This window comes from Planktothrix prolifica NIVA-CYA 540, from assembly GCF_963864145.1.
Classification (GTDB): domain Bacteria; phylum Cyanobacteriota; class Cyanobacteriia; order Cyanobacteriales; family Microcoleaceae; genus Planktothrix; species Planktothrix agardhii.
Map to the genome: position 1 here is coordinate 1,659,488 of NZ_CAWLTW010000001.1, position 25,366 is coordinate 1,684,853.

At 40.1% G+C, this 25,366-nt stretch carries 18 protein-coding genes; 12 read left to right on the forward strand and 6 right to left on the reverse strand.

Annotation, left to right across the window (positions count from 1 at the left end; genetic code table 11):
* Positions 1–88 precede the first annotated feature (88 nt).
* Positions 89–2,059, forward strand: coding sequence for a serine/threonine-protein kinase (locus AC559H_RS07650; RefSeq protein WP_026794199.1), 1,971 nt, complete (start codon positions 89–91; stop codon positions 2,057–2,059).
* An 86-nt stretch (positions 2,060–2,145) separates the two neighbouring features.
* Here the strand turns inward: AC559H_RS07650 and AC559H_RS07655 are convergent, their stop codons facing one another.
* From AC559H_RS07655 to AC559H_RS07665, 3 genes are all read right to left on the reverse strand, one after another.
* Positions 2,146–2,418 carry a hypothetical protein gene (locus tag AC559H_RS07655; protein WP_026794200.1) on the reverse strand — a complete coding sequence of 91 codons (273 nt, stop codon included), beginning with the start codon at positions 2,416–2,418 and terminating at the stop codon, positions 2,146–2,148.
* A 276-nt stretch (positions 2,419–2,694) separates the two neighbouring features.
* Positions 2,695–5,328, reverse strand: a complete 2,634-nt coding sequence (locus tag AC559H_RS07660) for a cation-translocating P-type ATPase (RefSeq protein ID WP_026794201.1) — start codon at positions 5,326–5,328, stop codon at positions 2,695–2,697.
* 251 nt (positions 5,329–5,579) lie between these two features.
* Positions 5,580–6,236 (reverse strand): hypothetical protein, encoded by a 657-nt coding sequence (locus AC559H_RS07665; protein ID WP_051319469.1) that lies wholly within the window; start codon positions 6,234–6,236, stop codon positions 5,580–5,582.
* Between the two features lie 236 nt (positions 6,237–6,472).
* Between AC559H_RS07665 and AC559H_RS07670 the strand changes: the two genes are divergently transcribed.
* From AC559H_RS07670 to AC559H_RS07695, 6 genes are all read left to right on the forward strand, one after another.
* Positions 6,473–8,791, forward strand: coding sequence for an NACHT C-terminal helical domain 2-containing protein (locus tag AC559H_RS07670; RefSeq protein ID WP_051319470.1), 2,319 nt, complete (start codon positions 6,473–6,475; stop codon positions 8,789–8,791).
* An 89-nt stretch (positions 8,792–8,880) separates the two neighbouring features.
* Positions 8,881–9,144 (forward strand): FitA-like ribbon-helix-helix domain-containing protein, encoded by a 264-nt coding sequence (locus AC559H_RS07675; protein WP_026786406.1) that lies wholly within the window; start codon positions 8,881–8,883, stop codon positions 9,142–9,144.
* Positions 9,131–9,553 carry a type II toxin-antitoxin system VapC family toxin gene (locus AC559H_RS07680; protein WP_026786405.1) on the forward strand — a complete coding sequence of 141 codons (423 nt, stop codon included), beginning with the start codon at positions 9,131–9,133 and terminating at the stop codon, positions 9,551–9,553. The genes AC559H_RS07675 and AC559H_RS07680 overlap by 14 nt, the downstream gene beginning before the upstream one ends.
* A 191-nt stretch (positions 9,554–9,744) precedes the next feature.
* Positions 9,745–11,181 carry a 15-cis-phytoene desaturase gene (pds, locus tag AC559H_RS07685; RefSeq protein WP_043936972.1) on the forward strand — a complete coding sequence of 479 codons (1,437 nt, stop codon included), beginning with the start codon at positions 9,745–9,747 and terminating at the stop codon, positions 11,179–11,181.
* A gap of 30 nt (positions 11,182–11,211) precedes the next feature.
* Positions 11,212–12,138 (forward strand): 15-cis-phytoene synthase CrtB, encoded by a 927-nt coding sequence (crtB, locus tag AC559H_RS07690; RefSeq protein ID WP_026786404.1) that lies wholly within the window; start codon positions 11,212–11,214, stop codon positions 12,136–12,138.
* A 69-nt stretch (positions 12,139–12,207) separates the two neighbouring features.
* Positions 12,208–13,383: a homocysteine biosynthesis protein gene (locus AC559H_RS07695; protein ID WP_026786403.1), complete on the forward strand. Its 1,176-nt coding sequence runs from the start codon at positions 12,208–12,210 to the stop codon at positions 13,381–13,383.
* A 134-nt stretch (positions 13,384–13,517) separates the two neighbouring features.
* Here the strand turns inward: AC559H_RS07695 and AC559H_RS07700 are convergent, their stop codons facing one another.
* Complete coding sequence (locus AC559H_RS07700; protein WP_051319471.1) at positions 13,518–15,899, reverse strand: glycoside hydrolase family 31 protein; 2,382 nt, start codon at positions 15,897–15,899, stop codon at positions 13,518–13,520.
* A 371-nt stretch (positions 15,900–16,270) separates the two neighbouring features.
* On the opposite strand from AC559H_RS07700, the gene AC559H_RS07705 reads away from it, so the two are divergent.
* Genes AC559H_RS07705 through lnt form a run of 3 tightly spaced genes read left to right on the forward strand, consistent with a single transcriptional unit; the run spans position 16,271 to position 19,158 of the window.
* Entirely contained in the window at positions 16,271–17,515 is a 1,245-nt protein-coding gene (locus AC559H_RS07705) for an MFS transporter (RefSeq protein WP_026794205.1), read from the forward strand.
* A gap of 21 nt (positions 17,516–17,536) precedes the next feature.
* Positions 17,537–17,704, forward strand: coding sequence for a hypothetical protein (locus tag AC559H_RS07710; RefSeq protein ID WP_237746353.1), 168 nt, complete (start codon positions 17,537–17,539; stop codon positions 17,702–17,704).
* Positions 17,698–19,158, forward strand: coding sequence for an apolipoprotein N-acyltransferase (lnt, locus tag AC559H_RS07715; protein WP_237746354.1), 1,461 nt, complete (start codon positions 17,698–17,700; stop codon positions 19,156–19,158). The genes AC559H_RS07710 and lnt overlap by 7 nt, the downstream gene beginning before the upstream one ends.
* A 42-nt stretch (positions 19,159–19,200) precedes the next feature.
* Here the strand turns inward: lnt and AC559H_RS07720 are convergent, their stop codons facing one another.
* Entirely contained in the window at positions 19,201–21,942 is a 2,742-nt protein-coding gene (locus tag AC559H_RS07720; RefSeq protein ID WP_158442068.1) for a two-partner secretion domain-containing protein, read from the reverse strand.
* 250 nt (positions 21,943–22,192) lie between these two features.
* Complete coding sequence (locus tag AC559H_RS07725) at positions 22,193–23,668, reverse strand: ATP-binding protein (protein ID WP_051319473.1); 1,476 nt, start codon at positions 23,666–23,668, stop codon at positions 22,193–22,195.
* Positions 23,669–23,930: 262 nt separating this feature from the next.
* On the opposite strand from AC559H_RS07725, the gene AC559H_RS07730 reads away from it, so the two are divergent.
* Together AC559H_RS07730 and AC559H_RS07735 are read left to right on the forward strand one after the other, a co-directional pair.
* A complete protein-coding gene (locus tag AC559H_RS07730) occupies positions 23,931–24,791 on the forward strand; it encodes a GUN4 domain-containing protein (RefSeq protein WP_026794207.1) in 861 nt (286 codons plus the stop codon).
* Between the two features lie 52 nt (positions 24,792–24,843).
* Entirely contained in the window at positions 24,844–25,338 is a 495-nt protein-coding gene (locus tag AC559H_RS07735) for a hypothetical protein (protein WP_237745543.1), read from the forward strand.
* Positions 25,339–25,366 lie beyond the last annotated feature (28 nt).

A 25,366-nucleotide genomic window follows, 5' to 3' on the forward strand; every position in this document is an offset into this window, starting at 1 on the left:
GGTAAGATAATAGGCGATCGCGATCCCTGAATTAACCTAAAGTTTGAGAAAGACTTATTATAGAAGAATATATTAACAAATTCTGGTTATGAGTTACTGCATCAACCCCCAATGTCAGAACCCCCAGAACCCGACCCACGCCATTACCTGTCAGGGTTGTGGGTCGGAACTGCGCCTCAAAAACCGCTATCGTGTGATGCGAGTTTTGGGTCAAAGTCATTGTCACCGAACCTTTTTAGCCATTGATGAGGACAAACCGACTCAACCGCGCTGTGTGATTAAACAATGTCTGGATGCTCCCCTATCTATCCCCCAGGCGAGTGTCGAGTTTCGTCTGTATACCCAAACCCTAGACCAGATTAGTCAGCATCCGGCCCTTCCTGAATTATTAGCCTGCTTTGAAGACCACAGCTATAGTTATCTCGTACAAGATTATATCCCCGGACGCAATTTAGCCGAAGAACTCGAACAGGAGGGCGTTTTTTCAGAACTGCAAATTTGGGATTTATTGAATGCAATTCTTCCAGTTCTGGAATTAATTCATAATAAAAATAGAGTCCATGGGGATATTAAACCGGAAAATATTATTCGTCGTCCAATTTTAAATCCGAATTCCCCGACTAAAAAACAACTGGTTTTAGTTGATTTTGCTGGAGTAAATCCCCTGCAAGGTTCAGCCGAATATGTTTCCCCCGAACAACTACAAGGAGAAATTAGTCCTAAAAATGATCTCTATAGTTTAGGGGTGACTTGTTTGCATCTGCTAACTCAAATCAGCCCCTTTGATTTATGGAATATTAAAACAAATTCTTGGGTCTGGAAGGATTATCTAAAAACCCCCATTAGTCACCGCCTAACCCGAATTCTGAATCGACTAATTGAACGTGACCCCACTCAACGCTATGCTTCGGCGGTCGAGGTCATCCAAGACTTAAAATCCGGGCCGATTCTGGTCAAACTCCCCCAAATTCGTCAACATCCATGGATATTAACCGCTTTGGGGGGTGCAACTTTGGCGATGTTGTCCCTATTCCTGAATTCACGAGTTCCCCAACCAAACTCTGAACCCATAGAAATAGAACCCATTTATCAGATTCCCGATATTTCGGTTCCCCCCCCGGAGACTTTTACCCCAATTATTCCCCAATCACCCCCGGCGATGCGGACGTTAGTACAGAATATTGGCCCAGTGTGGTCGGTGGCCGTCAGTCCCGATGGTCAATTTGTAGTGTATGGGAATACCGATGGGTCAATTCAGATTATTGATGCGGAAACCGGGGGATTAATTAATACCCTATTGGGACATTCTCAACCCGTAGGAACCTTGGCTATCAGTGGCGATGGTCGGACTTTAGTGAGTGGAAGCGGTGATAAAACGATTTTAGTTTGGGATTTGTGGAGTGGGCGTCAGAAAAAAATGCTCTACGGTCATCAAGGATGGGTTTATGCCGTTGCCATAAGTCCCGATGGAAAGCAGGTGGCGAGTGTGGGTCGTGACCAAACGATTCGGCTATGGGATATATCCACCGGAAAAACCGTAAAAACGTTACCAGGGTATGGGACAGAGGTACAATCCCTGGCTTTCAGTCCCGATAATCAAACCCTGGTCAGTGGCGGAAGTAACGGGATTGTGGATATTTGGAACTGGCACACGGGACAGTTATTGCGGACATTTAAGGCCCATTCCGAGGCGATTTGGTCGGTAGCCATTAGTCCCGATGGTCAGAGTTTAGCCACGGGCAGTTGGGATCATTCGATTAAATTATGGGATTTAAACGAGTTAGAATCTCAATATTTTAGTAATACTCCGGCGCAAATTCTTCTGGGTCATGGGGATAAGGTGCAGTCCGTTGCCTTTAGTCCCGATGGTCAAACCCTCGCCAGTGGGGATTTTGCCGGGACAGTGAAACTCTGGCAAGTAGATAATGGCGGATTGGTTGGAACCTTTAAAGGACATCGAGCTTGGGTAAATGTGGCTTTTAATCCTCGAAATCATACTTTAGTGAGTGGGAGTTTTGACGATACCTTGAAGGTTTGGCAATTATTACCCAGTCCATAGGACAGGGAACAGCGTTGAAAACCTGCCCAAATATTGGTTCTAAAGCTCCTAATTTTAAGGCTTTTGGCACATTGATGCTTACCTACTTATTGAAGTTTTGATGCAATCAGACCAACAAGCACCAGAAAACCTAATATTCTACGAAAGTAATTAACGCCTTGAAATAATTCTTCCCAAGCCCAAGTAAACAAGGAGCCAAAAGCTATTATGTCTAGTCCTAGATTAATTTTACCTGTTGTAAAAACTATCTTTAATAAACTAGCTACAATCCAGACAATAAGTGGTGGATTTGGCATCTGAGCGAGAATAATTTTACCTTCGCTATCCCGAAAAACTTTATCAAATAACTTATTTTTCATTAAATTTCTCTCTTGTTTGGTGTTTCTATAAGTTTGACATAACCATGAAACTGGCATCTTTCACTACAGCACATTGTTAGCTACATAACCTTTTAGAAAGGGCAAAAAGTTGTCCTCAAAGGTAATTTTGAGGGACTCTTTGGGAGTGCCCATGTTATTTCTCTATCCTAACTGGCTTTTTTACAAAATAGAGGAAGTTTTTGGGAGCATCCCAACTTTGTAGGATATATTTGCAAAATCGGTATGCTCCCAAGTTTTTGAACAGCATAGATTTTCTTAGACAGGTTTTCCTGGTTTAGATTTAATAACTCCCTGGGGTTGATTGATTAACTTTAACTGTTCAAACCAAACTAAACTAATCCCGCCACCAAGTAGACAAATAGCAATATCAATTGGATGCAGAAAAGAGAAGCTAAACAATTGACGCAAGAAGGGAACATAAAGCACCATCGCCAGAAAAAATATTCCTCCACCCATAACCCACCAAAGGGCAGCATTGGGAGATTTAAGTATTTTTAAACTTAGGGGTAGGGAAGAACTTGTACTCAAAATTAGTCCTAAATTTGCTAAAATTAATGCCGTAAATGTTAACGCCCGGGCATCAAGTTCCCCTTGTCCGCGATATAGCGAAATTACAAAAATTACGAGAACAATCGTTAAAATTGCCCCTCCCTGTAACATCGCCAAACCCACAGTTTTCCTACCAAATAAAGGATCTTTAGAATTGCGGGGAGGACGCTTCATTACCGTTGTTTCTGCGGGTTCAGCTTCTAACACAATTGAACAAGCTGGATCAATAATTAAATGCAAAAATGCCACGTGAACCGGAAGTAATACTAATGGCAACTTAAACAATACTGGAATTAAAGACATCCCAGCAATCGGAATATGAATTGCTAAAAGATAAGCCATGGCTTTGCGAAGATTATCAAAAATTCGCCGCCCCAGTTTAACCGCTTGCACAATTGAAGAAAAATCATCATCTAATAACACTAACGCCGCCGATTCCCTAGCAACATCTGTGCCTCTTTCACCCATCGCAATCCCGATTTGGGCTGATTTTAAAGCCGGGGCATCATTGACACCATCCCCGGTCATAGCAACGACTTCCCCTTTGGATTTTAAAGCATTAACTATCCGTAATTTTTGTTCAGGAATTGCCCTAGCAAAGATATTTGTACTTTGAATCCGCTCCTGAAGTTCAGCGTCATTCATCCCATCTAATTCCGCCCCAGTCACAATCGCCCCCATTTGCATTAATCCAATTTGACGGGCAATAGTTTGAGCCGTGGCCGGATAATCTCCGGTAATCATCACGACTCGAATCCCGGCGGTATAACATTCTTGAATCGCCGCCGCCACGGTTGGACGCACTGGGTCGGAAAGTCCCACTAATCCTAGAAATTGAAAAGGAAAATCATGTTGTTTATCGGGTAAATTATCAGGACTGAGCGAAGGATGAGGAGGTAAAAATGGTGGTGGTGCATCAAGTAAAGATGCTTTAGCAACACCTAATACCCGCAATCCTTGCTCTGCCATTTTAGTAATTTGTGTGGCTAGAATTTGCTGTTGTTCGGGGGTAAAATGACAGAGATCGGCGATCGCTTCCGGTGCTCCTTTAGCAGCAATTTCATATTGTTTACTATCTGCTGATTCCCAAACCTGAGACATTGCTAATAAATCCGGTGAGAGGGGATATTCTCGCAACAGTTTCCAATCGTTATGTAAATGTTCGGTATCTGCGAGGGAGCGCTCGCCCAATTGTTTAAAGGCTTTTTCCATCGGATCAAAGGGATCTCTTTGACTGGCTAAAATAGAAAATTCTACTAATTCATGTACCGATTCTGGAAGCGGTTTTTTTGAATCTAATTCTAAATTATAGGGCTGAGGATTTTCTTCTTGGTTATAGGGAAATAGTTGTTGTACAGCCATAATATTCTGAGTCAGCGTCCCAGTTTTATCCACACATAAAACCGTTGCGGAACCCAAGGTTTCCACAGCAGAAGTGCGACGAGCTAAGACATGATTTTGAGAAATTCTCCAAGCTCCTAATGCTAAAAAGATAGTGACAACCACGGGAAATTCATTGGGCAAAATTGCCATGGCTAAGGTAATTCCTGCCAGAAATCCTTTCAGCCAATCTCCTCGCGTCAGTCCATAAATTACTACAATCACCACACACAGGAATAAAGCGATACCAAACAAACGGCTGACTAACTGATTCATCTCCCGTTGCAAAGGTGTGGCTTCTGGCTTGACTGTTTGTAAAGCCTTGCCAATCTTACCCATCTCGGTTTGAGCGCCGATGGCTTGGACTTGAATAATTCCCTGTCCCTGAACTACCAATGTGCCAGAATATACAAAGGGCAACTCATCTCCCCCCGGACGCGCCATTTCCACGTTACCCACAGCGGCAACTTTACGCACAGGTAGGGATTCCCCGGTTAATAACGACTCATCGGTGGAGAGGTTTGAGCAAGAAAGCACAATCGCATCCGCAGGTACGCGATCGCCTTCTGCTAAGACTAAAGTATCTCCCCGAACCACTTCTCGCCCAGCAATCCGTTTTCGCTCCCCATCTCGAATTACCAAGGCGCGAGGACTGGAAAGATCCCGTAAGGCTTCTAAGGCGTGTTCGGTTTTGCCTTCTTGGTAGAGACTAATTCCGGTGATAAAAAAGACAAAACCTAATAAAATCAGAGCTTCTTGTAGATCACCTAAAACCCAATAAATAACTCCACCACCGACTAGCAATAGGAAGATCGGATCTTGGATAATTTCCCAAGCGATCGAGAACAGATTACGAGCTCCCGCCGAGGGAAGTTCATTGTAGCCTTCCTCTTTGAGCCGCGCGATCGCATCTTGTTCAGATAAGCCCGTCACAGTATTGAGATCAACTGGTGAAACCATAACCCCATTTTTTCCTAAAAAACAGACCAACTCGTTCCGATGCTAATTGCTAAATTTGAGGAAATCGTGAAGTCATATAAATTTTTATTCTGTTTATGAGCATCTTTTATTCTAACAGGACTTACGCAAGCACGCTATATATAGCGTATCAAAAGTAGGCGATCGCCTACTTTTGATAATAGCAATCGCCCTAAAAAGTCCTGATTATTTATTTAAAAACAAACCTCCAAAAGCCAAACCAAAAGCTACATTTAGCAAGCTGCTTTTTCGGTATATCTTTCCAGCCGTTTCAACCATTCTTGCCAATAAACGATCAATTGTTCCCGTTCTATCATAAATTCTTCTGCATCTTGATCCCGAAGCGCAACAACAATCAAACCGTTAGAAATTTTAGCACCAAACAAACTATCTCTGTAATAGCGATTAATTGCACCCCCATAAGCTACAAGTTGTAACGGCTTATCGTAAAGTTTACTTATTTTCTGTTTAGGTTGTTCAGCCGTTGTCAACTCAATAATACATGGAACACCTTGATAACGAGCAACTAAATAAACTTTCCCAGTGTATCCTTCCACATAATTTGGCACAACTGTCTCAATTAACTGTACATCGCTGAGTTTCTCTAAAATGGATTGAACGCTATAACAATAGGGTTCAATTAGGCTATCAGCAACAGGAGATAACCCTTGCAAATAGTCCTTAACCCACTGATGCAATAATTTTCCTCGGCGACGACCAATTGAAGCCATACGATTTGCTTCTGTATTTCCTACCTTATTGCGCCAATTAGAGAGAGCACCAACAGACTCAATAGGTTGTGTAGCCTTCAGTATGGTGGTAACGGATGGTAGCCGGATTCCTTTTTCGTCTTGGTAGCGAAACTGTCCATTGATATAAGTTGATTTCATAAAAAGCATCTCCAAAAAATTGCTAAATTCAATGTCGCAATTTTCTTTTGGAGATAACTCTCAAGTTGACGCTGACTTAGACTGACTTAGGCTGACTTATCTACAATCTTCAATTTTAGGCTGCTCTTTAATATTATTCTTATTCCCGAATCAGTAATATTAGAGTAGTCTTAACTATAGTTTTAGGCTAGATTAGAGAGACTGGATTCGCTTTCAAGTTATGGAGAAATTGGTTAATGTCGCTACCTCGTGAGTTTTTAATTGAAATGGCTCGTAAGTATGACCTTTCACCAGAGCAAAAAGATGCTTTTATAATCCGGTTTAACAGTAACAAGACCGCGTTAGAGATAGCAACAGAACTTCATATTTCTGACACAGCACTTCGCACTCGAATGAGTCATGTTTACAAAAAGTTTAGTATAAATGGTAAAGGCCCAGGTAAATATGGTCGCTTGCTCAATTTTCTAACTACTGAGTATCAAAAATTTAACGCTCCTGACTCTCAAACCTCTAATCTGTCAGAAGATGATCTAAATAATTTAGTGCAAGAAGTCCGCCAGAAGTGCTATGAGAGCATTCAAGATCAATGTGGTACAATGCGAGTGCTTACGATGTCACAACCCATTGATGTCAGTGACCTTTACACTAACGTTAATGTTCTGGAAAAAATTCCCAGTCATCAACAATATGAAATTGATGAACTATTGCAATACTTTGATCCTGAAAATTTTGATCGTTTTGGACTTAGCAAAAAAACTGATAAACGAATACCAGGAATAGAAGCGGTTAAGAAATACTTAAAATTGATGGTATTAGGTAATCCAGGAGCAGGAAAAACTACGTTTTTAAAACATTTAGCTTTCCAGTGTAATAAAGCGAATTTAAAAGCTGAACTTGTACCAATTTTTATTACACTCAAGCAATTTGCAGAAATTGAAGAAAAACCAAGTTTACTTGAATACATAACTCACATCCTAGATGATTATGATGTTTCTGGTAAACAGATAGATATTCTATTAAAGTATGGTAAATTGTTGATTTTACTGGATGGTTTGGATGAAGTGAAAGTTGAGGATAACAATCGTATAATCAAACAAGTTTGTAATTTATCTGATAAGTTTCACAAAAATAAATTTGTAATATCTTGTAGAATTGCAGCCAAAACCTATAATTTTGAGAAATTTACAGAAGTTGAAGTTGCAGATTTTGATAAAAAACAGATTAACACTTTTGTTGGTAAATGGTTTAACAGTGAAGAATCAGCTATAGCAGAACAATTTATTGAACAGCTTGAACAAAATAGTCGAATTCGAGAATTAGCAACTAATCCACTGCTTTTAACGTTACTCTGTTTAGTATTTGAAGACTCATTAAAATTTCCAGCTAATCGTTCAGAACTTTATGAGGAAGGAATTGATATTTTACTAAAAAAATGGGATGAAACACGAAACATAGAACGAGATCAGGTTTATAAGAATCTATCATTGCAGCGAAAAAAAGATTTACTAAGTCAACTTGCTTTAACAACATTTGAGCGGGGAGATTATTTCTTTAAACAAAAAGAATTAGAGCAGTATATTTCTGATTACATTCATAATTTACCTGATGCTCAAAATGACCCAGAAGCTTTACAACTGGATAGTGAGGCGGTATTGAAATCAATTGAAGCGCAGCATGGGTTATTGGTGGAGCGGGCGCAAAAAATTTATTCTTTTTCTCACTTAACATTTCAGGAATATTTCACAGCACTAAAAATTGTAATCAATTGTAATTCATATTCACCAGATCAGGAGGATTGGCAAATTCTCAGTGGTAAAATTACTGATAAACGCTGGAGAGAAGTATTGTTATTAGTTGTTGAGATGTTACCAAGTACCGACTTTCTATTATTTTTAATAAAGCGACACATTGATGGGCTTTTAGCAACTGATGAAAAGTTACAGCAGTTTTTGTATTGGGTCAATCGAAAATCGTGTTCAGTTCAAGTTCCTTGGAAAAGAACCGCAGTTCGAGCATTTTACTTCGCTCTGCCGTTAGCTCCTGCCTCCATATCTTCACCTGATCTCGAATGCTATGTAGAACTTGCCTTTAAATTGGATTCTAATTTTAGATTCTTCCACGAAGACTTTGATCTCATTCCTATTGATTTAACACTCGATTTTTGTTTGTCTGCTACTCTCGCTCATGCCATTAACAACGGTATCGATCCTGATTTTGTTGTCCCTGAGTGCGGGTTTGATTTTAACCTATGGAAATCATTACAAAAACTTGAACAGGAAATTCCTGATTATAATGATGATCACCTATTTTCTCAATGGATAAAACAAAATAGTCAAGATTGGACAGAAAAATACAGAAGTTTGATGATTAAGTATCGTAATATTGGTTATGACTGGCAGTTTAACGAGGAACAGAATAAATTGCTTGAAACGTATTCTGATGCTAATGAGTTGCTGATAGATTGCCTCAATAGCGGTTGTAAAGTATCGCCCAAAGTGCGTGATGAGATTGAGCAAACATTGTTATTACCAATCTCTGAAATCAACCAAAGTTAATATTGTAGGGCAGGCTTTGCCCACCAAAACCTTGACTAATCAGCAATCATTAAGTTATAATTAATATAGTTTTGATAATTAAATTAACTATGACAAATATCACAATTCAAAACGTTGATGATGACCTAAAAAATCGCCTGCAAAAGCGAGCCGAATATTATGGTCGTTCCCTCGAAGAAGAAGCTAAAGAAATTCTCCGTGCTGTCTTGACAGAAAACCGTCTCGAACCCTTAAATCTTGTCTTAGCAATTGAACGACGATTTGCCCATTTTGGCGATTTTGAACTTCCAACGATTACGAGGGAACCCTTACGCGAACCTCCTAACTTTGAAGATTTATATGATCGTCCTTGATACGAATGTAGTGTCCGAAGTGATGCACTCCCAAGGCTCGTTAGTGGTTCGTCAATGGGTCGCAGCACAACCCATAACCAATCTTTTTACCACAACCATTACTCAAGCTGAGATTCTTTATGGGATTGCTTTGTTACCCTCTGGAAAACGCCAAACAGAACTTAGTAAATCGGCTGAATTGATGTTTGCTGAAGACTTTGCCGGGCGGATTTTAGCGTTTGATGAAACAGCAGCAATTGCTTTTGCTAGAATTGCCACCGAAAGAAGACGAATGGGTAAACCCATCTCCCAAGCTGATGCTCAAATAGCCAGCATTTGTTATACTCACCAAGCGACTCTTGCGACTCGAAATGTTTCTGATTTTGAAGGCTGTGGTCTGACAATTATTAATCCTTGGAAATCCGACTAAACTCACAGAAGACCAAAATTTTTCTAATTTTGTCAAACATCATCAACATTAATCTTACCGTCCCCCTATCGTTACTGACACCTTCCTCCCAGACCTCCTCGCAGAATTTTTGATCTGGTTTGGTTTGAATGTAACAAGATGTAACGTATAATCAGAAAAAACATTAAGAAAACATTTACCAAGGGTTATTGATGCGAGTTGCGATCGCTGGAGCAGGTTTAGCGGGACTGGCTTGTGCCAAGTATCTCACCGATCTTGGTCACACTCCTATCGTCTTAGAACGACGGGACGTTTTAGGTGGAAAAGTCGCAGCCTGGAAAGATGAAGACGGCGACTGGTACGAAACCGGATTACATATTTTCTTCGGGGCTTATCCGAATGTGTTGCAGTTATTCAAAGAATTGGACATCGAAGATCGGCTGCAATGGAAAGAACATTCCATGATCTTCAACCAACCGGAGAAACCTGGAACCTATTCGCGGTTTGATTTTCCCGATCTCCCCGCCCCGATTAACGGGATGGTTGCTATTCTCCGTAATAATGATATGTTGACCTGGCCGGAAAAAATCCGGTTTGGTTTAGGATTAATTCCCGCCATCCTCCAGGGCCAGAAATATGTCGAAGAAATGGATAAATATTCTTTCTCCGAATGGCTGAAACTCCAGAATGTTCCGCCCAGGGTTGAGAAAGAAGTGTTTATTGCTATGTCTAAAGCCTTAAATTTTATCAACCCCGATGAAATCTCCTCAACGGTAATTTTAACTGCCCTAAACCGTTTTCTTCAAGAAAAGAACGGCTCTAAAATGGCATTTTTAGATGGTTCTCCCACGGAACGTTTGTGTCAACCTATGGTAGATTACATCACCGAACGGGGGGGGGAAGTGCGTTTGAATGCTCCAATTAAAGAATTCTTACTCAACCCAGATGGAAGCGTCACCGGATTCTTAATTCGCGGGTTAGATGATACCGCCGACGAAGTTTTAACGGCCGATCTCTACGTTTGCGCCATGCCCGTTGACCCCCTGAAGGTGATGTTACCCCAACCTTGGCAACAAATGGACTATTTCAAACAGCTAGAGGGCTTAGAAGGGGTTCCAGTAATTAACGTGCATTTGTGGTTCGATCGTAAGTTAACAAATGTTGACCATTTGCTGTTTTCCCGTTCTCCCCTACTCAGCGTCTATGCGGATATGAGTAATACCTGTAAAGAGTATTCCCATCCTGACCGTTCTATGTTGGAATTGGTATTGGCTCCGGCAAAGGATTGGATTAGTAAATCGGATCAGGAAATCGTGGCAGCGACGATGGCAGAGTTGGAAACACTCTTTCCCGAGGAAATTCCCCACAAAGCCAAATTGCTAAAATCCCACGTCGTGAAAACCCCCCGTTCGGTTTATAAAGCAACCCCGGGAAGGCAGGCCCATCGTCCCTCCCAAAGAACGCCGATCCCTAATTTCTATCTGAGTGGAGATTACACGATGCAGCGTTATCTCGCCAGTATGGAAGGGGCTGTGCTTTCTGGTAAGCTAACTGCACAGGCGATTCAAGAAGATCTCACTTCTAATCGTTTTCCGGCTTTAGCGACTCCCGATATTAATGTTGCTTCCCCAACTTCTATCCCTTCCTAGCTTATCCACTGTCGGTCAGCAGAATAACGAATGCTACAACTTTCTAAAACTCCGTGCATGAGAACTCTGGCATCTTTGGAAGACTCCTATGAACTCTGCCGTCAGGTTACTGCGGAGTATGCCAAAACGTTTTATTTAGGGACTCAATTGATGCCATCGGCCAAGCGTCGAGCTATTTGGGCTATCTATGTTTGGTGTCGTCGAACTGATGAGTTAGTCGATGGGCCAATGGCAGCGACGACGACGGAGGAAACCTTAGATCGTTGGGAAGAACACCTAGAAGCATTGTTTGCCGGACATCCGAGGGATGATGTAGATGTGGCTTTGGTGGATACCCTCCATCGTTTCCCGTTGGATATTCAACCCTTTAAAGATATGATTGCGGGTCAACGGATGGATTTATACCGCAACCGCTATCAGACGTTTCAGGAGTTAGAACTCTATTGTTATCGGGTGGCGGGGACGGTGGGGTTAATGTCAACGGCGGTGATGGGTATAGAACCTCCTATTGTTACCCCTTGGAATCCTAACCCAGAAATTATAATTCCTGATCAAGAGGCGATCGCTTTAGGAATTGCCAATCAACTCACCAATATTCTGCGGGATGTGGGGGAAGATGCGCGACGGGGCCGAATTTATTTACCCTTAGATGATTTAGCTTTATTTAACTATACAGAAGCGGATTTATTCAAGGGGATTGTGGATGAGCGTTGGCGAGGATTAATGCGCTTTGAAATTCAGAGGGCGCGGAAATTCTATGTTGAAGCGGAAAGAGGAATTAGTGTTTTAAATCAGGATATTCGCGGGCCTGTTTGGACGGCGTTAATTTTATATCGACAAATTTTAGATGCGATTGAACGCAATCACTATGATGTATTTAGTAAACGGGCTTATGTTCCTAAAGTTCGTAAAATGATTTCATTACCGATTGCCTTATTGCGATCTAAAGTGCTGTAGGAGTTTTAGATCTGGTTAATTTGGGGCTAAATTTATCCTGGTTAATTGGTCTTATCCCAAAGATTTAAAATGAAAACTATTTCTGAAATTAATGATAAAATCATTCAAAATCGTGCCGTTGTTTGGACAGTAGAAGAACTCAAAGCCCGAGTTACCCCAGACAATATCGCCCAAATTGCTGAACAGGTGGATGTGATTACGACCGGAACTTTTGAACCGATGGAAGGTTCGGGTGCTGTGATTAACTTAGGTCATACCGATCCCCCGATTAATATTAGAACCTGTTGGTTAGATGGGGTTCTGGCCTATAGTGGCTTTGGGGCGGTAGATTTATATTTGGGTGCGGCACAAATGATCGAAGACGCGGACGAAACCCGAGAACGCGGTGGAGGTCACGTTATTGAAGATTTAATTGCCGGAAAACCGATTCATCTGAAAGCCTCCGGCGTGGTTTCTGACTGTTATCCTCGGAACTCCTTTGAAACCACCATCACCCGAGATACGATTAACCAATTTTATTTATTTAATCCTCGCAATCTCTATCAAAATTTTATTGTTGGGGTAAATGGAGGCGAGCACCCTCTATATACTTATCTTGGCCCCCTACAACCCTATTTAGGCAATGCAGTTTATTCTAATCCTGGCGCCTTAAACCCTTTGCTAAATGATCCTGATTTACAACTGATTGGCATTGGGACTAAAATTTTTATCGGAGGAGGAATTGGCTATATTACTTGGGAAGGAACCCAACATTTTCCCCTGCAAAAACGGTTAGAAAATCGTACTCCCATCGGCCCGGCAGCGACCTTAGCATTAATTGGAGATGCGAAACAAATGAGTCCCTATTGGGTACGGGGTTGTTATTTCAAAAATTACGGCCCCTCATTAATGTTAGGAGTAGGAATTCCATTACCAGTTTTGAATCAAGATGTAATTGCTCGTTGTGCCGTTTCCGATCAAGATATTGTGGCGCCTGTAATTGATTTTGCAATTCCTCGGCGAGTCCGTCCTACCTTTGGTTTAGTAAATTATGGTCAACTAAAAAAAGGTAAAATTTCTATAGAAGGCAAAACCATCAAAACCGCCCCCCTAGCCAGTATTTCCCGTTCTCGTGAAGTTGCACAAGAGTTAAAAAAATGGATTGAATCTGGTAGTTTTACCCTAACAGAACCCGTTGCTTCTATTTCTCAAGATCGATCTTTCCTTCCACAAAACATTTGGGGTTCTCAAATTAGTTTAGATTGATGCTCTCATAAGTAGTTGCACAAAATAAATTACCTAGTTGAGAGAGGGAACAGCCCCCCCAAACCCCCCGTGCACGGGGGGCTAGGGGGGGAGGGAACAGGGTAGAGGATGTGTAATTAATTTTGTTTAGGTACTTATGAAATATAGTTATTAACGCTAAGGATTCTGATCCTTAATAAAACTAAACCTGAATATTTCCCCTGACCATCATCTTGAAAACGCTGTTCTCCCACTCCCACCACATCAATAATTATCTCCCGGTTAGGAGGAGTCCATTGTCCTTGACGGGGTTCAATTTCAATAATTAATTCTTGATTTTCTTGATAAACTTGATATTTTGTTGTTGAATAAATTCCCTGAATATACTCAAAAGAACTACCATCATCTTCATATAAAATTCCCTCTCCAGTCCCAGGAAAAACCTTAAAAGTCAAACAATCAATCGGTTTTTCATCCACATATTGCATCACCGGTTGTAAAGGAATAATAGAACCCGCTTTCACATACAAAGGCATCCGTTCTAAAGGAGCATCTGCTAAAATATATTGTGATCCAGAATAGGGTTTTTCTGTCCACCAATCATACCAAATTCCGGCGGGTAAATACACCGCCCGACATTCTATCCCTGGACGATAAATTGGGGCGGCTAAAATCGCAGAACCCAATAAAACTTGATCGGATAAAGTATAGGTTTTGGTATCATTAGGATAGTGATAAAATAGGGGACGAAGAATTGGGTTTCCTGTTTGTGTCGCTTCCCAAAATAAGCTATAAAGATAGGGTAAAAGACGATAGCGTAATTCTAAATATTCTCGACAAATGCGTTCAACTCGTTCTCCAAATACCCATGGTTCATGTTGGGAAGTCGATAAAGCGGAATGACCTCGCATCAACGGATATAATATTCCCAATTGCATCCAACGGGCAAATAATTCCGGTGTAGCATTGCCCGCAAAACCCCCAATATCAGAACCGACAAATGCTACCCCCGATAACCCCATATTACATAACATTGGGAGAGACATTTCTAAATGTTCCCAAATCGAATGGTTATCCCCCATCCACACCGATGACCAGCGTTGAATACCCGCATAACCTGACCGAGTTAAGACAAAAGATCGCTGTTTTGGTCGCAATTTTAACAGCCCTTGGGCGCTAGATTTTGCCATCATTAAGCCATATAAATTATGAGCTTCGGCGTGGGTTGTTTTTTCTTCTGTTGGGCCCTGTAAACTCTCTAAAGGAAAGGTAATTTTAGTCCCCTTATCTCCAAAAGGACGGTCATCTAAGGCGGGTTCATTCATATCATTCCAAATGCCCGCAATACCAATATTTGTTAAGGTTTGATGGCATTCTCCCCACCATTTTTGGACTTGGGGATTTAAAAAATCGGGAAAAACAGCTTTATCTGGCCAAACATAACCATGAAATAGTTCTCCGTTGGGTTTTCTAATAAAATAATTCTGTTTTAATCCTTGATCAAAAATAGTATAATTTGCTTCGGGTTCATGTTTAACTCCTGGGTCAATAATGGTCACGGTTTTAAAGCCATTTTTAGATAAATATTGAATCAAATTCTCTGGATTTGGAAACCGTTTTTCACTCCAGGTAAATACTCGATATCCCTGCATATAATCAATATCTAAATGAATCACATCACAGGGAAGTTTGCGGGTTCTAAATTGTTTTGTTAGTTCTTTAACAACGGTTTCTGACTCATAACTCCAACGACATTGATGATAACCTAAAGCCCAACGGGGAGGTAAGGGCATCCGTCCGGTTAGTTGGGTATAAGTATTAAGAATTTGTTCCGGTTTGGGGCCATAAATAATATAATAATCTAATTCTGGGGCTTGGGTTTCCATCTGCAAAATCCCTGGTTTTTTCACCCCAATATCGAAGCGACTCCAATGGGTACTATTTAAAAAAATGCCATAACTTAATTCCGGCCGTAAAGCCATAAATACAGGAATGGCTTGATACATGGCATCGGTTAAGGCATCATAATCTAAAGAATCAACTGTCCAATTAGTTTTTATTTCTCCCGTTTTATCTAAAAACCCGGTACGTTCTCCAAAGCCATAAAAATGTTCTTCCGGTTCAATTTTTTTCTCAACTACTGTTAACCCTTGTTGCCATCTAAACCCTAATTCTGTATCGGTGGCAAAGGGTTGATTTTGCAGATCATAACATTCAATTCGGCAAGGATAATGTTGAACGGATATTCTAATTTTTTCGGTAATAATTTCTGTGGTTTGTTCGGTTTGGTGAGTTTGAAAAGGAGTGGGTTGCCATGCACTATCATCTAAATTAATCGCCCAAGATCGACGGGGAAGAAAATTACCAGAAGGGGAATAACGAATTCTAATTAAATTATTGGCTAATATACTAATTTTAACATAGACATTTCCGCAGTTAAAGAGAAAATAGCGATCGCCTATTTCTACACTTTGCACCGCTTCAATTTTTGACCAATTTGGTTCTAGGGCGTGTAACTGTCCGAAATATTGAGGCATAGAAATAGGGTTTTTATTTTAATTCTATATTATCACATAAACTGAAAATATTGATTTTTGGATTTTGAATAAACCACAAAGGCACAAAGACACTAAGAAAGATGATTAAGTGAAATCTTGAGGTAGAATGAACGGATTTTAAAAGATAAGATTTATTATTTTTTAGGATTTCTCTAAAATTGAAAATAATGTGCTATAATTAATAGCAATGTTTTTCTTATTTCTCCCGTTATCTTGATCTCATTTCTGAATTTTTTACATTTTATTCTTTTGGAGCAAACTTTAGAACAATTAACTGAATTGGATAATGGTTTAGCGGCTCTCTGGTTTAATCAACAAATTGTTAATATTAATATTAAGGAATAGGTATTTTGAACGCTTTTCGCAGCTTTGAACCCAAATGTCAACGCAGTTTGCTGGCTTTATTTATTGCCGGTTTATGTTTCTGGACAAGTATCACCACACTATTACCAACCCTACCATTATATATTGAATCTCTTGGCGGAACTACACAACAAATTGGCTGGGTAATGGGGGCTTTTGCCTTGGGTTTATTACCATCTCGATTGTGGTTTGGCCCCCTAGCTGATCGCAAAAGTCGCAAATTAGTCTTATTAATCGGAACCTTAGTGGGGACGATGGCTCCTTTGGGATATCTGTTTGCTGAGTCGATTCCATCACTGCTGAGTTTACGAGCCTTTCATGGGATCAGTGTGGCGGCATTTACCATCGGTTACAGTGCCTTAGTTGCCGATATAGCACCCGTTGAACGTCGGGGAGAAGTGATTGGATATATGAGTTTAGTGGCTCCGATTGGGATGGCAATTGGCCCGGCGGTGGGGGGGTCGATGCAAGCGATGGTGGGTTATGACCCGATCTTTTTATTTAGTAGCGGATTTGCGTTTTTAGCATTTTTAGGAATTTGCCAAGTTTGGGAACCTCAACATCATAAACCGACAACAAAAGCCGATTCCACTTCTCTCTTAGAAAAGGGGTTATGGTTTTTCAAAACCTTATGGAGTCCCCCCCTACGAATTCCAGCATTTGTGCTATTAATGGTGGGTTTAATTTTTGGAACATTAGTCACATTTTTACCTTTGGCGGTGAAAGAATCGGGGTTAAATTTTAATGCCGGATTATTTTATAGTACCGCCGCGATCGCTAGTTTTTTAGTCCGTATTCCTACGGGTCGAGCTTCTGACCGTTATGGTCGAGGTTTGTTTATTACTGGGGGATTAATTTGTTATTTTTTAGCGATGTTACTCCTATCTCAAACTATGCACAGTAATATTATTTTATTGGCTGCATTACTTGAAGGGATGGGGGCAGGAGTTGTAATTCCGATGATGATTACTTTAATTACTGATCGATGTTTACCTGAACAACGGGGTCAATTTTTCTCCTTATGTTTAACTGGATTTGATCTGGGAATTGCCCTGGCTGGCCCTATTTTTGGCATCTTTGCCGAACAGTTGGGTTATTCAGTTATGTTTGCTTTAGATGCGGGTTTAGCTTTAATTGCTTTAATTAGTTTTGCTACCTTTTCTAATAAAACTATTCGCCTTTCTCTCAAGTTTGCTTTCGGTCAAGCTAAAGATATCTATAGTTTAAATTAATCCCGAATTTTGTCATTATTTATGAACAAACGAGAACTAATTCAGCCTTTATTATTAACAGCAATAGCAGGGGTTTTAATGGGGGTAGCTGCCGAACCTTGGGGACTTTGGGGATTAGCTTGGGTGGCCTTAGTTCCTTTATGGGTTAATGTTTTATCGAATTTTACCCCCCTAACCCCCCCTTGTTAAGTGGGGGAAGTTTTGCGAGATTTAAAATTACTTTAATATTAGCTTTAGTTTGGGGAATCGGCTATTACGGAACCGCCTTATTTTGGATTACGGGAATTCATCCGATGACTTGGTTAGGAGTTCCCTGGTTAGCGAGTTTAGCGATTACTATATTTTGTTGGAGTTTTCTCACCCTTTGGGGGACTGCTTTAGTAATAATTTGGACGGGATTATTTGTAATTTTATCGGCTCAATTGGCTCAAAGATTCTCTAAAATTTACCTAGGATTAAGCCGAGTTTTAATTGCCACAGTTTTATGGTGTGGGTTAGAATTTTTATGGAGTTCGACTGCTTTATGGTGGTCTTCTTTGTCCTACACCCAAAGTTTTGGAAATCTGATTATTTTACACTTAGGTCAAATTTCTGGCCCGACAACTATTACCGCCACTTTATTAATTGTAAATGGGTTAATTGCAGAAGGATTAATCTTAAATCGAGATCAAAGTTATTCTCAGACTCAAGATCAAAACTCCTATTTATTATTAATTTTAGCGGTATTATTTTTGATTTTTGCCCATGGATTGGGATTGATTTTATATAGCATTCCTTTACAAAAAAATCCAGACCAGGCGTTAAAAGTGGGAATTATTCAAGGAAATATTGCCAATGAAGTTAAATTAAATTATTCAGGATTTTTACAAGCCCTAAATGGCTATACAACCGGATATATTACTTTAGCTAATCAAGGAGTAGATTTTGTAGTGACTCCAGAAACGGCCCTACCTTTTTTCTGGACTGACTCGAATCAGAGACAAAATAGTTCTTTTTATCAAGCGGTTTTAAAGCAAAAAGTTCCGGCTATTGTGGGAAGTTTTGCCTTGAAAGAAAATGGATATACTAATAGTTTATTTTCCATGGATGGGGAAGGAAATATTATCGGTCAATATGATAAAGCTAATTTAGTTCCTTTAGGAGAATTTATCCCCTTTAGTGAAATTCTAGGCAAATTTATTAGCAGATTATCGCCCTTAGAAGCCACATTAATTCATGGTAAACCCAATCAACAATTCCAGACTGCTTTCGGTCAAGCTACGGTGGGAATTTGTTATGATTCAGCCTTTGCAGAACATTTCAGACGCCAAACCGCCCAGGGGGGAGAATTTCTGATTACGGCTTCTAATGATGCTTACTATTCCTATACAATTTTAGCTCAACATCATGCCTTAGATGTGATGCGAGCCATTGAAAATCATCGTTGGACAATACGGGCTACAAATACAGGATATTCGGGCTTTATTGACCCCCATGGGAGGACTCAGTGGATTTCAAATCAGAATATATATCAACTCTATGCTGATACAATCTATCGTGATCAGACCCAAACCCTTTATGTCCGTTGGGGGGATTGGCTAATGCCTGTATTATTAATTGCAGGGGCAACCCTATTTCTATTTAAGATTGACCGTTATGGTTAACTATTAATTTATTAATTAATTAAAAAATAAACCACCATTACCCTAACATTGAGGAGGTAACACACCCGCAGGTTGTGGCTTACCATGAGGAGGATTAGTCACTAATTCGATTACCCCATCAGCCCGAACTATCCATCCTTGGGCCTCCTGAATGTTTCGCCGTAGAGACGTGCCATGGCGCGTCTCCACAGGGGATTTTGGGGTTACGAGGGATGCTGTCGTGGGTTCAACCAGATTAATCCAATTAATCACCGTCGGTTCAGAACTCAAAGCATCATTGGGACTCGCGGGTAAACCCCCCCGTCCAGTAATCACAAATTGATTTTGTTGATTTCCCGAACATCGAGTCGCAATTAAGGTGGTGGGGTCAACTAAATTACTCGGTAACTCGACTAACCCGGCACTGGGGTCAACTTCTGGACTACTAATTTCCACCGCCCCACTGAATGCGGCCCCTAACTCACTGGTAGCGGTAATATCACTTTGGAGAGTCTGAAATTCCCGAAACTGGGTTCCAAACACCCCTTGAGCATTAATAATCACCTGTCCTCCCTTCCCGGCTTGAGCATTAGCGGTAATATCACTATTTTCCAAAGCCACTAAATTAGAGGTTCCCAGGGTAATATTTCCCCCATCGGCGTTGCTGGCATTGGTGGTAATTTGGCTATCCCGTCGCAGTTCCACCCTTCGCGCCTGTAACCGAATATTTCCCCCGGTTCCGGCGACGGTGGCCGCACTAATAGTTCCTTCATTATCTAATAAAACCCTATCTGCCTGGATTTCCAAGTTACCCGCGGCACCTTCATTGGTTCCCCGCACCCCAATTTCTGCCCCATTTCGCACCGTTAACCGTCCAGTATTAATCCGCAAATCCCCCGCACTACCCGCCCCACTGGTATTTGACTCAATGGAACTGGGAACAATACCATCGCCAATGGTTCCAAAGGAAACGGATTCTACGGATTTATCAATATTGGTGGCAAACCCCACAACATCAATGGATTCCGAGGCATTTAAGGTTAAATTTCCGGCCGCCCCTTCCCCTCCGGTGGCCGCCGAAATTTGGGCTCCCCCCTGCACCACCAACCGTTGAGTATTTACAGTTAAATCCCCGGCGGGTGCAGTACCTTTTTCTCCCTGAACGGTCAACAGGGAAGATGAGGTGAGTAACCCACTCAAAAACCGCCCATCCTCCGATACTCCCCGCAGTTGCACCGATTCCGCATTCACGGTTAAATTGCCCCCTTTTCCAGCCCCCGCAGCCGAAGCAGATACCTGCGCCCCTTCTGCCACGGTCAGTTCCCGGCTGTTAATCGTGATATCCCCCGCGCCTCCAGTTCCCAGGGTGGCGGTAAATAATCCCCCCGGCGAAGCGACGCCCGATTTTACCCCCCGCAGTTCTACGGTATCGGCATTCACCGTAATATTTCCCCCTTGGCCTTCCCCGGAACGCCCGGGACTGGTGATGATATAGCCATCTTGGAGGACGCGCAATTGGGGGGTAAAAATATTGATATCTCCGGCGTTTCCGGTACTAATGGTTCCGGTGACCACCAGGGAACCATTATTAATATCAACGGATTTCGAGGCTAATAGGGTAATATTTCCCCCTGACCCACTGCCCACGGTGGGGGTTAAAATAGTCGCCCCATTCAGAATCTGGATTTGGGGGGTTTCTAGGGTGACGTTTCCCGATGCTCCTTGACCCGCACTGACGCTAAAAATACCATCATAAAGATTAGTGGGACTAAAGGTTTCTGATAATAATTGTTCGATGAAGGATAGGGGCTCAGTTCCAAATAAATCAATTGAATTGTTCGCCTTAATATTAATATCTCCGGCGTTTCCTGTGCCAATGGTTGAGGAGGAGATAAAGGCACGATTATCTAATTGAAATTGTTCGGCTTGAATTTGAATACCAGCCCCATTGAGTGCATCTAAGGTATTAGCAAGAATCCGAGAGCTATCGGTTAGGGAAACCGTTCCTCCTTGGATGGTAATTAATCCCCCTCCGGCTCCACTGGTATCAATTTGACTTTGACGTAATAATTGAATCGAGCCGAATTGAATGTTAGGAGTATTGAATTGTTCTGGCTGGGGTTGTAAAGACCAAGTACCATTTTTTAGGGCTGCTAATTCAATTCTACCATTAAAAGCGGTCAGATAACCTTGATTTAAAATCACATCTCCCCCGATTAAACTAATATTTTGACCGGGTTGTACTTGTAATCCTGTTATTGCACTTTTGCCATCAACTCCTATGCCTAAACCCTGGGATTGATTTGTAATAGCACCCGGTTGATTTCCCAGTTGTAACCCGATGGGAACGTTAACGGTTAATAGGGGCGGTGCTTGGGGATTAGTTGCACTAAATTCACCACCATGATTAAAAATAATACTGTTAGCGGTACTAGCGGTAAAAGACCCTCGAATATTGAGTTGCGCGTTAGGGCTAAATAATATTCCATTGGGATTAATTAAGAATAAATTAGCCGTGCCATTGGCTTGAATTAAACCTTGGAGGTTAGATATATTATTGCCAGTAACCCGACTAATAATATTTTTAATATCCACGGAGTTATTGAAAAAGGCTGCCACACCTTCGGGAACTGAAAAGTCTTTAAAACTATGGAATAAGTTAATCCCATTTTGGGTTCCGCCTTCGATTTTAATTATACTACCATTGGGGGTAATAATAGTATTTTGAAGCAGGGTTTGATCGGGTATGATTTGAGCGATCGCTTTTGATATATTCCAACTATTAATCAGAGGAAATGCCAACAAAATCAATGTTATTTTTAAAAGAGATTTGTGGTTTTCAAGTAAATATAGCAATCTTAAATGATTTGCGATCAGAATATAGAACCCCACCCTAGCCCTCCCATTACTAAGGGGAGGGTTGGGAGGGTCGAGATAGATGGAAATATTACAACTGATTTAGGATTGCTATAGTCAGAAGTTAAAACTTTCATGTCTAATTCCTTGAATGTAATGAAGGTTTAAAAACTACAGTCGATGCAAAATAGATGATTAATTAATTTCCCTGATTTAAAATAGAAACTTGTTTTTTATACCCCTGTTTTTGGGTCGGCATTTCCTGAGTAATGGGAATTTCAATCATAAATTCTGTTCCTTTCCCTGGGGTAGAAATACATTGTAAACTACCTTGATGTTTTTCAACCACAATATTTTTACTGATAGATAAACCAATCCCTGTACCCTTACCTACAGGCTTTGTAGTAAAAAATGGTTCAAATAGATGGGCTAAAATTTCCTCAGTCATTCCCCCGGCATTATCACTAATTTTAATTGTAACATTATGATCATTAATAATATCAGTTTTAATCAAAATCTGACCAGGATTAACCTGCAATTGTTCAATATTTTTTTGTTGATTATTTTCTTCAATTGCATCAATAGCATTGGCTAAAATATTCATAAAAACTTGATTAATTTCTCCCCCGTAACATTCAACTAAAGGTAAAGAGGAACTATATTCTTTGATTACATGAATTGCCGGATGATCCTGTTTTCGTTTTAACCGATTTTGTAAAATCATTAAGGTGCCATCAATTCCTTCATGAAGATTAATTGCTTTCATTTGAGAACCATCCTGACGGGTAAAATTGCGTAAACTTAGCACAATTTCTCGAATCCTTTCTGCACCCACCTGCATTGATTCTAACATCTTCGGCAAATCTTCTAAAATAAAGTCTAATTCTACCGCTTCTACCTCCTGTTGAATCACCGGATGGGGATTAGAATAATACTGTTGATAGAGTTCAAAAATCTTTAAAAGATTATCAGTGTATTCTTGAACATAAGCTAGATTTCCATAAATAAAATTAACCGGATTATTAATTTCATGGGCAATTCCAGCTAACATTTGTCCGAGAATTGACATTTTTTCGTTATTGACTAATTGAGTTTGAATAATCTTAATTTTATTGAAACACTGTTCTAAAGCAATTTTATTATTTTCTGATTCTGTAATAGATTTTTGTAATTCTTTTTGATTGGATTCAACCTTTATTTCTAATTGATAATTGATATTTTTAAGTTGTAAATTTTCCCGTCTCTCTGTTTTTAATTCTTGTTTTAATTGATTCAAATTTTGCCGAACTTCTTTCCGATATTCAGCTAACTTCCAATAGTTGTTTAATTTCAGTAAAAACTCCTCTGTATCTAAACAAGTAAACAAATAATCCATAACCCCCAAACTCAACCAAGTCTTGATGGTAGCTTGTTTTTCGGTCGTAATTAAAATAATCGGAATATTTAGACCTGAACTCTGCAATTGTTGACACAACATAAATTCATTCTCACCCAGCATGGAAACCGCAATGAAAATCAAATCAACTAGGGAGGATTTTTCCATAAAAACAGCAACTTCATCTGAATTTATCCACAATAAATTAACCTGTTTTTGATCAAATAAATTTCGGACAATTTGTAGGTCAATTGAATGGTTATCAACAATTAAGATATTAGTTGATTCGGACTCACTCATCACTTATTCTCCCTCAATAAATAGGTAAAATTCACTATTGATTACCTTTGAAAAATTGTTTAAAAATGGGATTGGATAACTGATCTCTATAAAAGAGATATGACTGATTATTTCTTTCTCCTGGCTTACCTCCAGACTCCCTGAAGATAAACCCGATATTCAAATCATACAATATTGTTAGGAAAAGACAGGAAACCAGTGGATAAAGTTTGGTGGGTGAGGTAATGTTAACATACGACAAACCCCCTAATCTCTATTTTCCATGCGCTTTCAATGCCCAGTCTGTGACTTTGACTATCAAAAACCGATTCCAGAAACCTGTGTAGTCTGTGGATGGGATTTACAAATCCATCTATCTATACCAGAAAATTTAAAACAGGATCAAAAATCTTTAGACTGGGCAAAACAAACTTGGAAACGTCTCCAAACCGTCGATATTTCTAAACATAAAACTATTTCTAAATCAAAAAAAAGATTGACCGTTGCCGACCTTTTACCTCGGTTAGACTCCTTGGAAAATCAACTACAACAATCTACCTTAGAAAGACAAAAAATAGAAAATTTGTTGACAGAGATATTACATTATTTAGAAACCATTAATCCTGAATTATTAGTCAATATAAATTCGCCATCTTATCCAGATTTTCCCCAATCAGAAGTTAGCATAGACTACAGTTCACTCAGCGAATTATTAGCCAATGGAGATTGGAAAACCGCCGATGAATATACCTGGGAATTGATTTTATATATTGTCGAAAGAGAAGCCGAAAAATGGTTAAGACCAGAAGATATTGAACAGTTTCCCTGTACGGATTTAAACACCATTAACTGGCTATGGGAATATTATAGTCAGGGATTATTTAGTTTAACAAGTCAATGGCAAATTTTCTATGATTTAGAAGGAGATTATCCAAAATTTTGTGATCAAGTTAGTTGGCGTCGGGGAGAAAGTTGGCTTTATTATGAAGAACTAAATTTTACCCTAAATGCACCGCTAGGACATTTACCTATTATTTGTTGGCGAAAACGAGCCTGTTATGGTGTAGGGAATGCAGCCCCAAACGAAAATTTATCCTTAATCTTTTCTCGCCTCTCCACCTGTAGTAAGCCCTTCAGGGCTTAATCCCCTCAAACCTAAAAATATAAGAGAAAGCCCTTTAGGGCTTACTACTTTTATGATGTCAGGTGTTAAAATAATAGTAGTAAGCCCTGAAGGGCTTAATCCCCTTAAACCTAAAAATATAAGAGAAAGCCCTTTAGGGCTTACTACTTTTATGATGTCAGGTGTTAAAATAATAGTAGTAAGCCCTTTAGGGCTTAATCTTCTCAAACTTATAAATATAGGAGAAAGCCCTGAAGGGCTTACTACTTTTATGATGTATGAATATCGTAAACTTACACCTGAGCAACGCAAAGAACTGGTTAAACAACGGTTAGCTAAAGGATTTCCGCCTCACTCACCTCCCCATCCTATTCAGATTGAAGCTTTTTATTTATTAACCGTTGCTTGTTATGAACATCAACCCTATATTTCAACGCCCCATCGTCGTCAAGAATTATTAAATTTGATTTTTGAACAATTTATTAATGCGGGTTTTGATATCCGGGCTTGGATTATTCTTCCTAATCATTATCATTTGTTGGTTTATGTTGATAAATTTCCAGAATAAAGTAGTGTTCATTGGTATATTGAACATT

Excerpts from the sequence above, each read along its gene's own strand:
- AC559H_RS07670 (WP_051319470.1), top strand. The coding sequence starts at position 6,473 with ATGTCGCTACCTCGTGAGTTTTTAATTGAAATGGCTCGTAAGTATGAC.
- AC559H_RS07725 (WP_051319473.1), bottom strand. The coding sequence starts at position 23,668 with ATGAGTGAGTCCGAATCAACTAATATCTTAATTGTTGATAACCATTCA.
- AC559H_RS07695 (WP_026786403.1), top strand. The coding sequence starts at position 12,208 with ATGAAAACTATTTCTGAAATTAATGATAAAATCATTCAAAATCGTGCC.
- AC559H_RS07675 (WP_026786406.1), top strand. The coding sequence starts at position 8,881 with ATGACAAATATCACAATTCAAAACGTTGATGATGACCTAAAAAATCGC.
- AC559H_RS07700 (WP_051319471.1), bottom strand. The coding sequence starts at position 15,899 with ATGCCTCAATATTTCGGACAGTTACACGCCCTAGAACCAAATTGGTCA.
- AC559H_RS07710 (WP_237746353.1), top strand. The coding sequence starts at position 17,537 with ATGAACAAACGAGAACTAATTCAGCCTTTATTATTAACAGCAATAGCA.
- crtB (WP_026786404.1), top strand. The coding sequence starts at position 11,212 with ATGCTACAACTTTCTAAAACTCCGTGCATGAGAACTCTGGCATCTTTG.
- AC559H_RS07660 (WP_026794201.1), bottom strand. The coding sequence starts at position 5,328 with ATGGTTTCACCAGTTGATCTCAATACTGTGACGGGCTTATCTGAACAA.
- AC559H_RS07680 (WP_026786405.1), top strand. The coding sequence starts at position 9,131 with ATGATCGTCCTTGATACGAATGTAGTGTCCGAAGTGATGCACTCCCAA.
- AC559H_RS07655 (WP_026794200.1), bottom strand. The coding sequence starts at position 2,418 with ATGAAAAATAAGTTATTTGATAAAGTTTTTCGGGATAGCGAAGGTAAA.
- AC559H_RS07730 (WP_026794207.1), top strand. The coding sequence starts at position 23,931 with ATGCGCTTTCAATGCCCAGTCTGTGACTTTGACTATCAAAAACCGATT.
- pds (WP_043936972.1), top strand. The coding sequence starts at position 9,745 with ATGCGAGTTGCGATCGCTGGAGCAGGTTTAGCGGGACTGGCTTGTGCC.
- AC559H_RS07735 (WP_237745543.1), top strand. The coding sequence starts at position 24,844 with ATGATGTCAGGTGTTAAAATAATAGTAGTAAGCCCTGAAGGGCTTAAT.
- AC559H_RS07650 (WP_026794199.1), top strand. The coding sequence starts at position 89 with ATGAGTTACTGCATCAACCCCCAATGTCAGAACCCCCAGAACCCGACC.
- AC559H_RS07665 (WP_051319469.1), bottom strand. The coding sequence starts at position 6,236 with ATGAAATCAACTTATATCAATGGACAGTTTCGCTACCAAGACGAAAAA.